The organism is Mesorhizobium bavaricum (genome assembly GCF_056781655.1).
Map to the genome: position 1 here is coordinate 2,461,354 of NZ_CM165566.1, position 14,345 is coordinate 2,475,698.

The following is a 14,345-nucleotide window of genomic DNA, read 5'->3' on the forward strand; positions in this document are numbered from 1 at the left end:
AATCTGCTGGACAGGCTGGCTGCTGGGTAGACTGGCTGATGAGTAGGCAGGGCAGCAGCCGCCTGGCGATCGCGCTCGGAAGCCTCCTGCTTCTGGCCGGGGTTCTGCTGATCATTCAGGCCGAGGCTTTGCTTTCGGTCGATCGGCCTGTCCTTGCCCCTTCGCAAAACAGCGGCACGCAGCCAGCCCGACGGGCTGTGCCCTTCGTCGAAGCACATCGACGAGAATCGGCACGCAAGATTGCTCAGAACCTCATCGCTCCGCCACAGCTTGATCCTGTGGAGCTGGAACGGGTGGAGCCCCGTCCGCCGCTCACCGATCTTGGTCTGGCCGAGCCCCCGAGGGCACCGATGCCGGAAGATTGGCGGGAGGTCCTGCTTTACCGCCCGGTTGCCACATCGTCCGCGATCTTCGAATCCATGGGCCGGGAGGTGATCATCAGCGGGGTGCAAGGCATCGACCTCGACGGATCCTGCTTGTTTCAAGAGGTCACCTGGCCTTGCGGCCAGCGCGCACGTGCCGCTTTCAATTCCTGGCTGCGGGGGCGTGCGCTGACATGTTTCGTGCCGCCGGACCCGGAGCGTTTTGCCATTGCCGCACCGTGCAGGCTGGGCAAGCAGGATGTCGGCGCCTGGCTTGTGTCCAACGGCTGGGCGACGGCCCTGCCGGGCGGCATCTATGGCAAGGCGGAGGCGACGGCCAGGGGCGCGGAGATGGGCATTTTCGGCCCGCCGCGATAGGCTGGGCTCAAGAACCGGAAAGTCCCGGTTGCGGAACCCATGGTTGAATGATTGATAGGGGGTGAACGACCGTTGATTGTTCAACGGTCGTGGGCTTTCCATTCATTAACCATTGCGGCGCAGATTTCCTGAACAAGCCGGTTCGCGAACAGTCATTGGGTCTCATCGATCAAATTGTATGGTTCTCGGAAACTGAAAATGCTGTACGCCGGCTCTATGCTGGCTGATCTGACAGGAGATTGGCCAATGGCACAAACAGTAGCGACCGCCTCTGCGCGGGCATGGAGAAGCGTCGCATGGCTGACCTTTCTGGGGACAGCCGGGAGCCTTGGTCTTTCCCTCGGCCTCAACTACCTGCTTTTGTTCAGCGACGTGTTCACGCCGTTCGGACGCAGCATGATGACCGCCGTGCTGCTGCCGGTGATCATTGCCCTGCCGGTTTTCGCGCTGATCGGCTGGCAGCAGGTCCAGATCCGCGCCTGCCGGCAAGAACTCAACAGGTCTGGAACTTTTGACAGGCTGACAGGCTGTCTGAATGGGCCGGTCTTCACGTCGATGGTCGACCGAAGAACAACAAGGCCATCGGCGCCGGGGCCACGCTCGGGCGCCTTCCTGGTCATTCATTCGGAGCATCTGCGCTCCATCAACCTGCGCTTTGGTCTTGAATGGGGCGACGAGGCCTTGCGGCTCATAGCCTCAACCATACAATCATCGGTGCGCGCGGAGGACCTGGTTGGGCGCATAGGGACTTCGATGTTCGGGATTTTCCTCTCGGGCGCAACCGAAGCGGAAGCGAAGGAAATCGGCGAGCGTATCCGGGCGCGTGTCGCGCAAGTCTATTTCGCACCAAAAGGGACCGAGGATGCCCTGGCTATCAAAGTCGGTGGCGTGGTGTTTGAAAACGAGGTGGAGTTTGCGGACTTGTTCCAGTCCGCCGAACAGCGCATCTCTGGCGCCCAGGATGACTCCGGGTTTGAATTGAAGCATCTCCACAGCTGACACCCCTCCGGGCGGCCTACGGCTATTTTTCCGTAGCGCCCGGCGGAAGTTCTGCGTGATCGGCTCGGCGAGGTAGGAAAGCACGGTGCGGGCACCTGTCCGGATCATCGCCTCGCTCGACATGCCGGGCAGCAGCTTGCGGCCCTCCAGCTTGACGAGTTCGCTCTTGTCGATCAACACCGTCGCGGTGAAATACGGTGCCCCGCTGCGCTCCTCCACCATAAGGTCAGCCGACACGATCTCCACCACGCCGTCGAGTGGCGGCAGGTTGTAGCGGGCGAAGGCCGGGTGGATCGGATGGCGTCGGGACACGGGACAGTGGAAGACTCTAATGCTCCCTGAACCCGCGATTGAGCGAGTCGCGGACTGGCGCCAGCATATAGTCCAGCAGCGTGTGCTCGCCAGTCAGGATCATGACTTCCGCAGGCATGCCAGGTGACAATCTGACATCATGGAGTTTTCCGAGATCGGCTGTATCGACTTTGACCTTGGCGAGGAAATAGGGCTCTCCGGTCCTCTCGTCCGTCAGCCGGTCTGCCGACACCGATGTCAGCAAGCCATGGATCTGCGGCAGGTGCCGCGTCGGAAAGGCCGACAGCACCACGCGAGCCGGCATGTCCGGATGCACCATGTCGATATCGTCTGGCTTGATACGCGAATCGATGACCAGGTTGGGCTCGTTCGGAACGATATCGAGAAGCGGCTGGCCGCTGGAAATCACGCCCGATTCGGTCCTGACACGCAGGTTCATCACCGTTCCGGAAATCGGCGCGACGATGTCGGTCCTGGTCAGCACATCCTGGCGTGACGGCAACAGGCTGCGCAGTTCGGCCAGATCGCCGCGCGCCTTGGCAAGGTCCTCATTGGCTTTCTCGCTGTCCTGCTGGTGCAGGTTGAGGATCTGCAGCTCGGTCTCGCCGATCTGCTGTTCGTTGCGCGCGACCTGCGACCGGTTCGACGCCTGGTTCGCTCGGATGTCGGCCTGGGCACGCTGCAGCGCCAGGATCCGCGGCAGGCGCTCCAATCCCTTTTTGTACATTTCCTGTGCCGAAGCGATCTCGCGGTCGATCAGCCCCAGCTGCTCCTCCTCGGCTGCGATAACTTCCCTGGATCCGCTGCTCTGCTCCTCTATTTGCTGGATACGCTTGTGGAGGATCTGCTCGCGCCCTTCACGGGTCGCAAGGCGGCTGCGCAACAACGCTTCCTCCTCGGCGGCGATTTTCCGCGTGGCCTCGCTGCCAACCGACGTCAGCTCCTTGGGAAAGGTGATCTGATCATCCCCGGCCAGCTCCGCACTAAGGCGCGCTTCGACGGCCAGCAGGCGAATGTAACGTTCATGCAGCTCGTCGTAGCGCCCTTGCGCATCGGTCGTCTGCAAGCTGATCAGTATCTGGCCGGCGCTGACCTTGTCGCCTTCCCGCACATGGATAGCCCCGATGATGCCGCCCTCCAGATGCTGGACCGTCTTGCGGTAGCCTTCCGGGCTGACGACGCCATTGGCGACGACGGCGCTTGCCAGAAGCGCCACACTCGACCAGGCCGCGACGCCGCCGACAAAGATTATCGCCGAGAAATAGCCGAGCATCCGTGCCGGTCGCGTGCGGAGCTTCAGGTCGCGGCCGCTGTCGCGAAATGCGCGCGACTGCCGCCGGACGAGCCCTGCAAGGATGGGCAGAAGCAGTGCGGTTGCCAGTGCCGCCAATCCGATGCGCGCCGGCATATCCAACCCTTCGAACCAGTTCGATGCCGTGGCTGCCAGATCTCCAGCAGCGACGACCAGCCTGTCCAGCACGTCGCGTAGGCTGGCAATCAGCAGATCGAGCATCTTCGACAGGTCGCCAAATCGGTCGTTCATGGTTCACTCCGCGGCCTTCAATTTTGCCGGCACACTAACGACAGTCTTGTCTTGCCCTGGCATCGGCACGGCAGTCGGTTTGTGCTGACCGCCTAGCGCGCCCAACACCTCGTCGCGCGTGCCGAACGCCTTGACAGTGCCATCGAGCATCAAAGCAACATGGTCCGCCGTGCGCAAAAGGCTGATCTGGTGGCTGACGAGAATAACGGTCTGGCCTCGTCCCTTCAGGCGGCGAAGCGCATTGAACAGCGCCATCTCACCTTCGCTGTCGAGGCCGGTGTTCGGTTCGTCGAGTACGATGAGTGCGGGATTGCCGAACAGGGCCCGGGCGAGGGCGATGCGCTGACGTTGGCCGCGCGATATTCGCGCCCCGTGCGGCCCTACCTCGGTTTGATAGCCGTTTGGCATCCGCAATATCATCTCGTGAATGCCGGCAAGCTGCGCCGCGGCGATGACAGCGACACTGTCGACATCGCGCAGGCGCGCAATGTTCTCGGCGATCGTCCCGGGAAACAGGTCGACCTGCTGCGGCAAATAGCCGATGTGGATCCCCAACTGGTCCGACGGCCAGCTGGCGACCTCCGCACCGTCCAGCCTGACATGGCCGAGCGACGGGGGCAGGGTTCCCACCATGAGGCGGCAGAGAGTAGTCTTGCCGGAGCCCGACGGTCCGATCACGCCACAGGTCTCACCGGCCACGATGTTCAAGGATACTTTGTTCATCAGCGCCTGCTGTGTACCCGGCGCGTAGTAGCACACGTCCTCGAGCTTCAGCCGCCCTTGTGGGCGCGGCAAGGTCACGCCACCGCTCTGCCTAGGTCCGGTGTCGGCGAAGAGGCGCATGAGGTTACGGCGCGCAGTGCGAGCAGTAACCAGGCTGCGCCAGGCTCCGATCGAGCGTTCTATCGGCGCGAGCGCGCGGCTCAGCAGGATCGATCCCGCGATCATCGATCCTGCCGTCAGTTCGCCACGCAGGACAAAATAGGCGCCAAGCCCCAGCACGGCCACTTGAAGGGCCAGGCGCAGCGAGCGCGACAGGCTGCCGATGCTGGTTGTGCGCGCGAGAAGCTGCGACTGGATGGTCATCAACGACTGCTGCTTTTCTTCCCAGCGCTGCAGCGCCGGCTCGGACATGCCGAGCGAGCGGAGCGTCTCGGCGCCATCGACATATTGACCAGCCGCAGCCTGGTTGCGGCGCAGCCCCAGTGACGCTTCCTGGCTCTTGCGGCGAGTGAGAAAGTCGTTGGCCAGCGCGCCGCAGAACAAAAGCACCGCCCCAGCTATTCCGACCAGGCCCAATGCCGGGTGCAGAAGCCACATGAACGCCAGGAAGACGGGCGTCCACGGCGCATCGAGAAAGGTCAGCATGCCGTCAGCGGCAACGAAACTGCGCAGGTCCGCCACGTCCTTCAGGCCGGCCTCGAGGTTGCTGCCGGCCAGACGAGCCTCGATGGCTCGTTCGATCACCGGGACACTCAGCTGGTCGTCGAGCCATTGGCTGATATGCCCGAGGATCATGCGGCGCGCTTGCTCCAGCAGGCCGTAGACGGCGATCGCGCCGATCACCGCGAGGGTGAGCCACATCAGCGTATCGATCGACCCGCTCGACAGCACCCTGTCGTAGATCTGCAGCATGTAGACGGTGCTGGCGAGCAGGAGGAGGTTGGCAAGAAGGCTGAAGAGGAGGAGGGCGGGCAGCTGGCGCCGGGCCAGATGCATCACCTCCTGAAACTGCGGTCTTGGCTGCGTCACGGTTTGCCCCCCGTTGCGATGCTTTGGATTGGGCACGGCCGGGCGCCAAGGTTGGCGCCCGGCCGGTATCGCGTCAGGCTATCCCGTCGACGTGGTTGTCGTCGAAGATGCCGGTCCCGTCGATGCCGATGGAGAAGCTGTCGATCGCCGTATCGCCGTCGGCGTCGGCGATCTGCACGGTGAAGTCGAGCTTCTCGTCGGGCGCCGGCTGCGTCTGGACGAGGCTGAAGCCGCCGATGTCGAAGGTGTTGTTGTCGTTGCCGGAAATGCCATCCGCGTTGCTGATGTTTTCGATCAGCACGCGGTCATGGGTTCCGCTCGTCGTCCACTGCACCTTGTCGCCGGTGCTCAGGCCGGTGATGATCAAATTGCCATCGCCGTCGATCGAGGCGAGTGGGGCAAATTGCGTATTGCCTGTCTTGACGACGAAGTCGGTGATCGAGAACGAGGTGATGGCGACGTGCGTGTCGTCGGTGAGCCCATCGACGAAACTCGTCCCCGACTGGTTAGTGGTTGTAAAGGCCGAAATCTTGACGGTGACGGGTCCGACGCCGGGATTGGTCTGGTTGACGCTGAAGGATGCCGTGTTTGCATTGAACACGTTCGTGAAGGCGATGTTGGCTTCGACGTCGGCCTCGTTCTGGTCCAGATTGGGCACCAGGAAGTTCGTGTTCGCGCCGGTGACGTAGGTGATGAACGCGCCCTCATTGGGGTTGATCTGGTTGCCGTTGACGCCGAACGAGGTGGTGCTGCCGGCCTGGCTGATATTGAGCACATCCTTGGTCGTGATGTTTCCGCCGTTGGACTGATTGAGCGGGTCTTCCCCGATCACCACGATCTGGGCGGAGTTTGGGTCGCCGAACGTCATGAACAGGTTGCTGCCGGAGGGTGCCCCGGCGAAGCTGAAATTCAAATCCGCGGGTGGAGGGTTCTGGAGGACATCGAAGGTGTAGTTACCGCCCGATAAGGTCAGCTTGAAGAAATCGATGTCTCCGGTGTTATGTGTGCCGCTGCCATCAACATCCTTGAAGTAGGTAGCGACAGTATTGCTGTTGGTAAGGTCCCTGAGCAGCGTCACCTGCGAGGACGTGCCGTCCAGTATCGTCAGGGTCGCCGGCGAACTCGTGATGCTATAGGTTGCCGGGTCATCCGCCCCGACCACCCCGCTGAGCGTCTTGGTCACGGTGCTGCCAGAAGCGAAGTCCACCAGCCCATCGCTGATAAGCCCGATGGCCGGTCCTTCGTCCTGGAACTGCACGGCATCGCCGATACCTGTCGAACTGGTTGCGGTGTCGCCGTCGCCGTCGGTGACCGTCACCACCGCCAGCAACGCGCCGTCGGTGATGTTCACCGACTCGTCGTGGCTGGCGCCCGGGGTCGGATGAAGGATCGAAGCGTACTGCGCCACGCTGACGACGCCGCTCGTGCTGTTGATCGCGACGGCGAATGCTGCCGCCCCAGCGGCCCCGCCGATGCGGCCGACCACCAGGTCGCCTTCCTTGAACAGGAAGATGCTGGTGCCGGCGGTCGTGTCGAGGCCGGAATCCACGCCTGCGGCGGACACCGCCAGCGAGAACGCCGTCGTGCCGCCTTCCTGGTCGGCGCCGAACGAGCTCCCCGTCGAACTCACCACCGCGCTTGCATCCTGCGCGTAGCCGGTCGGGCTCAGATCGGAGCTGACATTGCTGACGCCCGCGAACAGGGCGACAACCCCTGCCGCAGTGGTGTCATCGGCATCGCCCTGGATGCCCGTGGTCTCGTCATGCGCCACCGTGGGAGCGCCCTGGACGATGCCCGCCGTCGGGCCGTCGTCCTGGAACTGCACGGCATCGCCGATACCGGTCGAGTTGGTCGCGGTGTCGCCGTCGCCGTCGGTGACCGTCACCACCGCCAGCAACGCGCTGTCGGTGATCGACACCGAATCATCTGGATTGGCGGCGCCTGGGTGCTTCAACGAAGCGTACTGCGCCACGCTGACGACGCCGCTCGTGCTGTTGATCGCGACGGCGAATGCTGCCGCCCCAGCGGCCCCGCCGATGCGGCCGACCACCAGGTCGCCTTCCTTGAACAGGAAGATGCTGGTGCCGGCGGTCGTGTCGAGGCCGGAATCCACGCCTGCGGCGGACACCGCCAGCGAGAATGCCGTCGTGCCGCCTTCCTGGTCGGCGCCGAACGAGCTTCCGGTGGAACTCACCACCGCGCCTGGGTCCTGTGCGTAGCCGGTCGGGCTCAGATCGGAGCTGACATTGCCGACGCCCGCGAACAGGGCGACAACCCCTGCCGCAGTGGTGTCATCGGCATCTGCCTGGATGCCCGTGGTCTCGTCATGCGCCACCGTCGGAGCGCCCTGGACGATGCCCGCCGTCGGGCCGTCGTCCTGGAACTGCACGGCATCGCCGATACCGGTCGAGTTGGTCGCGGTGTCGCCGTCGCCGTCGGTGACCGTCACCACCGCCAGCAACGCGCCGTCGGTGATCGACACCGAATCATCTGGGTTGGCGGTGCCCGGGTGCTTCAACGAAGCGTACTGCGCCACGCTGACGACGCCGCTCGTGCTGTTGATCGCGACGGCGAATGCTGCCGCCCCAGCGGCCCCGCCGATGCGGCCGACCACCAGGTCGCCTTCCTTGAACAGGAAGATGCTGGTGCCGGCGGTCGTGTCGAGGCCGGAATCCACGCCTGCGGCGGACACCGCCAGCGAGAATGCCGTCGTGCCGCCTTCCTGGTCGGCGCCGAACGAGCTTCCGGTGGAACTCACCACCGCGCCTGGGTCCTGTGCGTAGCCGGTCGGGCTCAGATCGGAGCTGACATTGCCGACGCCCGCGAACAGGGCGACAACCCCTGCCGCAGTGGTGTCATCGGCATCTGCCTGGATGCCCGTGGTCTCGTCATGCGCCACCGTCGGAGCGCCCTGGACGATGCCCGCCGTCGGGCCGTCGTCCTGGAACTGCACGGCATCGCCGATACCGGTCGAGTTGGTCGCGGTGTCGCCGTCGCCGTCGGTGACCGTCACCACCGCCAGCAAGGCGCCGTCGGTGATCGACACCGAATCATCTGGGTTGGCGGTGCCCGGGTGCTTCAACGAAGCGTACTGCGCCACGCTGACGACGCCGCTCGTGCTGTTGATCGCGACGGCGAACGCCGCCGCCCCAGCGGCCCCGCCGATGCGGCCGACCACCAGGTCGCCTTCCTTGAACAGGAAGATGCTGGTGCCGGCGGTCGTGTCGAGGCCGGAATCCACGCCTGCGGCGGACACTGCCAGCGAGAATGCCGTCGTGCCGCCATCTGTACCCGTAGCGCTTCCCGTCGAGCTCACCACCGCGCTTGCATCCTGCGCGAAGCCGGCCGGGCTGAGGTCGGTGCTGACATTGCTGACGCCCGCGAACAACGCGACAACCGCTGGTGCCGTGGTGTCATCGGCATCTGCCTGAATGCCCGCGGTCTCGTCATGCGCCACCGTCGGAGCACCTTGCACAATGCCTGCTGTCGGTCCGTCGTCTTCGATCACGATCTGCTGGCCGACGACCGCCGATGCGGCGCTGGATGTCACTATGCCGAAGCCGCCGATGTCGAGAGTGTTGTTGTCGTTGCCGGCAATGCCGTCCGCGTTGCTGATGTTTTCGATTAGGACGCGGTCGTGGGTTCCACTCGTCGTCCACTGCACCTTGTCGCCGCTGGTAAGCCCGGTGATCGTCAAGGTGCCGTCGGCGTTGACGGTGGCGACCGGAGTTGATTCGCCACTGACGACGAAGTTGACGACCGAGCCCGACGTGATGTTGACCTGGGTATCGTTGGTAAGTCCGTCGACGAAGTTCACCCCCGGTTCCGCGGCGGTGCTGAAGGCCGTGATCTTGACGGTGACGGGTCCTTTGCCGGGATTGGTCTGATTGACGGTAAAGGACGCCGCGGTCGCATCGACGACGTTCTGGAAGTCGATGTTGGCTTCGACATCGGCCTCGTTCTGGTCCAGATTCGGCACGAGGAAGTTCGTATTCGCCCCCGAGACGTAGGTGATGAACGCGCCCTCAGTGGGGTTGATCGCGTTGCCGTTGACGCCGAACGAGGTGGTGCCGCCGGCCTGACTGATATTGAGCACGTCCTTTGTATTGAAGTTCCCGCCCTCGGACTGATTCAAGGGGTCCTTCCCGATCACCACGATCTGGGTGGAGGCCGGACTGCCGAACATCATGAACAGGTTGCTGCCGGAGGGTGCTCCGGCAAAGCCGAAGTTGAGCGTCTCGCTCGCCGCGAGCTTGAGGGTGTTGCCGAGATCGACCGCGTCATCCGGGTTGGTGCTGCCGCCATGGAAGATCGGAACATAGGTGACGATGTTGAAGGTCACCTGGTCGCTGGTCGCGCCAGCGTTGATCGTGTCCTGCTTGAAGACGACGAAAGCGATCGCGTCGGCAGTGCCGTTGCCATCGCTGTCATAGCGCCCGATCACGGTGTCGCTTGCGCCGGCGAAGAGCAGGATATCCTTGCCGCCGAGGGTGTTGAGCCCGCTATCATCGCCGTCGAGGGTGCCGCCGCTGCCGTCGGTGAACGTAGTGCCAACGAGCTGGGAGCCGGCGGTGGCGTTGACAGTGACCGAGTTCGTCTTGGTCGCGACGCCGATGCTGGTCGGGAACGCGGAATTCAGCCCGAGAGTCGACTCGAGATAGGTCCGGAACGTGGCCGGCAAGCTGGAGTACAAAACATCGGTGTCCGTAAAGACATCGTCGATGTTGTCGCCGGTTTGCAGCCCGGTCGTCTGGTCGTTGACGGCTTGGCCGTTGAGACTAAAGCTGATGGTCATTGCTGTGCTCCCCTATCGCGTGATGCGCCGCTGAAATACCCCACCGTCTGGTGAGGTCAGCACGCCCGAACCGTCGACGACGATGTCTTGAGCTGTGATGTCGAGTGCCACGGAGATTCTCCCCTGTCCAAAACGCGTCAAGAAAAGGGATCACCCCCAGACGCCGGACGCCCCTACCCGAGTGCATCCGCTGGCGCGCTGAATTGCGGCCTTTTATCCCTTCAATGTGCCGCCGACGCAGAAGACGCGTCCATTCCCGGTTCGATAGTATTGGGGTGAATGCCCATACCTGATCGAACGATATATATCCTTCGATAGATCAGGCAGGCGTCGCGGGGCTGGGCGGTCGCGCCGGCATAGGCCGATGCCATCAGCGGCTTTCGGTGCTGTTGCCGCACGACGTCGATGTCAGTGGAAAGCGGTTGGTCAGAGCAGGCCGGCCCCTGGACGCTCGGCGCCTTTGCCATGCGCTACCCAGGCCAGTTCTGCCCGGCTGCCGAGGTGCAGCTTCTCGTAGACGTGATGCAGGTGCATCTTCACGGTGCCCTCGGATACATGCAGCCGTTGCGCGATGGTCTTGTTGCGCAGCCCGCGCGAGACGAGGTCGGCGATCTCGGTCTCCCGCCCGGTCAGCCTGGATGTCGACTGGTGCTGCGGTTCTGGCGTCAGCAGCTGCTGGACGATCTTGTTGTCGATCCACTTCTTGCCTGCCGCCACCGCATTCACGCATTCGACGAGGTAGCGGTGGCTGATGCCGTCCAAAAGCAGACCGTCGCCGTCGAGCCCCTGTATTTCCTTGAAGTTGAGCCTGCCGTTGGGCTGCACGATGAAGATGATGCCGAGAGCACTGTTGCAGGCCCTCAGCCGTGAGGAAAGACCGGCCGCCTGCGGGTCCGCGATGTCCAGACCGACGATGACAATATCAGGCCGATGGCGCTCCACATGAGGGACAACGTCGACAGGGCGGCGGCACTGGGCGACAACATCGTGGCCAGCCTTCCGCAGAACCCACTCCAGACCGGCGAGATACACCCCCCGCGGGTCCGCGACAACCAGCGTCGACATGCGAACACCGTCCGTAAAAAACGCAACGAACTTGTCTAAACACCCGTTGAATCAGGAAACCAGAACTTAGGCAGTTTGTCAAGAAAGTGCTAATATACATTCGGCTATAATAGCAATGCTAGGCTTTTGGACCGGCCGGCGCGGGCACCCGCAGGGCAGCAGGTTCGGTGACGGCGAAGTCATGTCGCCCCACAGATGCGGCGGCTTGTGACCAAAAAAAGTGCTGCCAGCCCAACCTTGGTGCATTCGAGGCAATGGGGGCGGCCCGGACCGCCTGCGTGTTAAGTTCCTGGTAACTCTCACAAGCCGAACACGAACCGAAGACCAAAAAAGGCATTGGCTTCTCGTGCCCTCCATAGATGCTAGGGCTCGAGGCGAGTCCGAGGAGCAGAGACCAGCATGGCCACCGTCCTGAACGCCAAGGGCGTTCCACTCCCCTACAGCGGGTCTTCGACCAAGTGGTACTCGGCGACGAATTCCGGCCCGGCACTTTACGGCAGCATCTACAACGACTCGCTCTACGGCGACGGCAGCGTCAGCGTCACGATGTATGGCGGCAAGGGCGATGACATTTACTATCTGTATTCCGCGAAGAACAAGGCGGTCGAACTGGCCAACGAGGGCGTCGACACCATCTCGACCTGGATGAGCTACAGGCTCCCGGCGCATTTCGAGAACCTGACAGTCACGAACGACAAACAGTATGCTTTCGGCAACGAGCTAAACAACATCATTACCGGCGGCTCTGGCCAACAGACGCTCGACGGGCTGAAGGGCGACGACGTCCTCAAGGGCGGATCGGGGGCAGACATTTTCGTCGTGGCCCCCGGCAACGGCAGTGACCTGATCCTGGACTTTAGCGCCGAGGATACAGTGCGCGTTGGAAGCTATGGCTTCACCTCCTTCGAGCAGGTGCACACCCACATGGTCCAGTCGGGAGCGAACGTCCGACTTAATCTATCAGGCACCGAGTTCCTCGTCTTCGCCAACAAGACAATCGACCAGTTCACCGCAAGCCAGTTCGATCTGGCCTTGGACAGGTCGCATCTGGCACTCACCTTCTCGGACGAGTTCAACACACTGAACCTGTGGAATGGCTCGAGCGGCACCTGGGACTCGAACTTCTGGTGGGGAGGCGCGAACGGCAGCTCGCTCACGGGCAACGGCGAGCTTCAATGGTATATCGACACCAGCTACGCCCCGACGAAGTCCGTCAACCCGTTCAGCGTCGAGGACGGTGTTCTCACAATTACCGCCGCCCGAACCCCTGAGGCTATCAAGCCCTACATCAACAACTACCAATACACGTCAGGTCTGCTGACCACTCACGAATCCTTCGCACAGACCTACGGCTATTTCGAAATTCGGGCCGACATGCCCGAAAAACAAGGCGCATGGCCGGCCTTCTGGCTACTGCCGGAGGACGGCTCCTGGCCACCGGAACTGGACGCCATAGAGATGACCGGCCAGGATCCAAACAAGCTCCTTCTGACAAGCCACACGAATGAGACGGGAACTCATACAACGGTGTCCTCGACGCCCTTTGTCTCGGATACCGGAGGGTTCCATACGTACGGGGTGTTGTGGACGGAAGATGAACTCGTCTGGTATTTCGACAACGTCGAAGTTGCCCATGCCGCGACACCTGCCGACATGCACGAGCCGATGTATATGCTGGTCGATCTGGCAGTGGGCGGCATCGCAGGAGCGCCCGCCGACGGGCTTGCGACGCCCGCGGAAATGCAGATCGACTACATTCACGCCTACGCCCTGAAAGATTGGGTTATCTAATGCATGTCGCCCAAAAGTGGCCGCGGTTTTTGGGGCAACGACATGCATAAAACACGAGCCTAAAGCGCGTCGCCTGAGTCCGTTTCAACGTGACGCGCTTTAGGCGCAACACCTGGCGGGAGCGCGCTACCGCCTTTCCCCGCACAGCAAGACAGCCGTTATTCAACGGAGTTATGATGCTGCCCCAGACTCTGAATTGGACGGAGTTGGCCATCTCGGGAACGGTACGCGCACGAGGAGCGAGGCAGGAGGACTTACGTCCATCCGTAGTGCCCCGACAGAACGCAAACAGAGGTCCGAAAATGGTTACCCCCCGAAAAACGCTTGATCGTTTGTTCGACGACACAGAAGGCTCTGTCCAGCCCCCGCCGACCAGCAGCGACGCCGTCAATCCTACCCGTCGCGCTTTTCTGGCCGCTGGCTGTTTTTGCCTGGCCGGCAGTTTTGCGATGCCTGTGTTCGCAGATGCGCCCATGGTGAAAAGCCAGGCACCCGGGTTTTATCGCCTGGCGGTCGGCGATTTTGAGGTAACGGCACTGTCCGACGGCAGCAATATGCTGCCTGCTACGAAGTTACTGCAGGGCGACCCGGCTCGGATCAAAGAAGCGCTGAAACGCAATTACCTCGGCGACGTCGTCGAGACCTCGCACAATTCCTTTCTCGTGAATACCGGAGCCAAGCTGGTCTTGATCGACGCTGGGGCAGGCTCACTGTTGGGGCCTAGCACAGGCCATCTGCTGAGCAATCTGCGCGCGTCGGGGTATCGGCCGGAGCAGATCGATGAGCTTTACCTCACACATCTGCATGCGGATCACGTTGGCGGTCTCATGACCGAGGGCCAGAGGGCTTTTCCCAACGCGATTGTACGTGCCGACAAGCGGGACACCGACTATTGGCTAAGCGAGGCAAACATGCGCGCTGCTCCCGCTGAAGCGAAGCGGTTCTTTCAGGCCGCTATGGCATCGATCACGCCATACATGCGAGCCGGCAAGTTCGCCGTTTTCGAAGGCAACACCGACCTCGTGCCTGGCATGCGCGCGCAGACAGCCTATGGGCACACCCCGGGACACACCATGTACGTGGTCGAGAGCAGGGGCCAGAAGATCGTGCTGTGGGGCGATGTCGTGCATGTCGCCGCTGTGCAGTTCAAAGCCCCTTCGGTCACAATCCAGTACGATGAGAACGCATCGGACGCCGAACGAGTGCACGAGCTCGCATTCGCAGATGCTGCAGAGAATGGCTATATCGTGGGCGGTGCGCACATATCGTTTCCCGGCTTGGGCCACGTGCGCCGCGACGCCGGGAACGCCTACACCTATGTGCCGCTGGATTACGGACAGGGATAGGC

8 protein-coding genes and 1 pseudogene are annotated in these 14,345 nt (G+C 62.5%); 4 read left to right on the top strand and 5 right to left on the bottom strand.

What is annotated here, in order from left to right:
• Positions 1-38: 38 nt before the first annotated feature.
• Both AC1RZR_RS11925 and AC1RZR_RS11930 read left to right on the top strand, forming a co-directional pair.
• Positions 39-740 carry a thermonuclease family protein gene (locus tag AC1RZR_RS11925; RefSeq protein WP_481828557.1) on the top strand — a complete coding sequence of 234 codons (702 nt, stop codon included), beginning with the start codon at positions 39-41 and terminating at the stop codon, positions 738-740.
• Between the two features lie 198 nt (positions 741-938).
• Positions 939-1,739, top strand: coding sequence for a GGDEF domain-containing protein (locus AC1RZR_RS11930; protein WP_481828558.1), 801 nt, complete (start codon positions 939-941; stop codon positions 1,737-1,739).
• A 27-nt stretch (positions 1,740-1,766) separates the two neighbouring features.
• Here the strand turns inward: AC1RZR_RS11930 and AC1RZR_RS11935 are convergent.
• From AC1RZR_RS11935 to AC1RZR_RS11955, 5 genes and pseudogenes are all read right to left on the bottom strand, one after another.
• A pseudogene (locus AC1RZR_RS11935) lies at positions 1,767-2,027 on the bottom strand (beta-barrel domain-containing protein); the annotation flags it as partial.
• 40 nt (positions 2,028-2,067) lie between these two features.
• Complete coding sequence (locus AC1RZR_RS11940) at positions 2,068-3,594, bottom strand: HlyD family type I secretion periplasmic adaptor subunit (protein ID WP_477279941.1); 1,527 nt, start codon at positions 3,592-3,594, stop codon at positions 2,068-2,070.
• A 3-nt stretch (positions 3,595-3,597) separates the two neighbouring features.
• A complete protein-coding gene (locus tag AC1RZR_RS11945; RefSeq protein ID WP_477279943.1) occupies positions 3,598-5,313 on the bottom strand; it encodes a type I secretion system permease/ATPase in 1,716 nt (571 codons plus the stop codon).
• Between the two features lie 106 nt (positions 5,314-5,419).
• Positions 5,420-10,141: a beta strand repeat-containing protein gene (locus AC1RZR_RS11950; protein ID WP_481828559.1), complete on the bottom strand. Its 4,722-nt coding sequence runs from the start codon at positions 10,139-10,141 to the stop codon at positions 5,420-5,422.
• Positions 10,142-10,567: 426 nt separating this feature from the next.
• Complete coding sequence (locus tag AC1RZR_RS11955) at positions 10,568-11,206, bottom strand: response regulator transcription factor (protein ID WP_477269889.1); 639 nt, start codon at positions 11,204-11,206, stop codon at positions 10,568-10,570.
• A gap of 399 nt (positions 11,207-11,605) precedes the next feature.
• Here AC1RZR_RS11955 and eglC point away from each other — a divergent pair, with 399 nt between their 5' ends.
• Both eglC and AC1RZR_RS11965 read left to right on the top strand, forming a co-directional pair.
• On the top strand, positions 11,606-12,997 hold the full coding sequence (eglC, locus tag AC1RZR_RS11960) for an endo-1,3-1,4-beta-glycanase EglC (RefSeq protein WP_477269891.1): 1,392 nt from the start codon (positions 11,606-11,608) through the stop codon (positions 12,995-12,997).
• 302 nt (positions 12,998-13,299) lie between these two features.
• A complete protein-coding gene (locus AC1RZR_RS11965; protein ID WP_477269893.1) occupies positions 13,300-14,343 on the top strand; it encodes an MBL fold metallo-hydrolase in 1,044 nt (347 codons plus the stop codon).
• Positions 14,344-14,345 lie beyond the last annotated feature (2 nt).

Bases quoted from the DNA above. Each gene is read 5' to 3' on its own strand.
- AC1RZR_RS11965 (WP_477269893.1), top strand. From the start codon at position 13,300: ATGGTTACCCCCCGAAAAACGCTTGATCGTTTGTTCGACGACACAGAA.
- AC1RZR_RS11955 (WP_477269889.1), bottom strand. From the start codon at position 11,206: ATGTCGACGCTGGTTGTCGCGGACCCGCGGGGGGTGTATCTCGCCGGT.
- AC1RZR_RS11930 (WP_481828558.1), top strand. From the start codon at position 939: ATGCTGTACGCCGGCTCTATGCTGGCTGATCTGACAGGAGATTGGCCA.
- AC1RZR_RS11925 (WP_481828557.1), top strand. From the start codon at position 39: ATGAGTAGGCAGGGCAGCAGCCGCCTGGCGATCGCGCTCGGAAGCCTC.
- eglC (WP_477269891.1), top strand. From the start codon at position 11,606: ATGGCCACCGTCCTGAACGCCAAGGGCGTTCCACTCCCCTACAGCGGG.
- AC1RZR_RS11945 (WP_477279943.1), bottom strand. From the start codon at position 5,313: ATGCATCTGGCCCGGCGCCAGCTGCCCGCCCTCCTCCTCTTCAGCCTT.
- AC1RZR_RS11940 (WP_477279941.1), bottom strand. From the start codon at position 3,594: ATGAACGACCGATTTGGCGACCTGTCGAAGATGCTCGATCTGCTGATT.
- AC1RZR_RS11950 (WP_481828559.1), bottom strand. From the start codon at position 10,141: ATGACCATCAGCTTTAGTCTCAACGGCCAAGCCGTCAACGACCAGACG.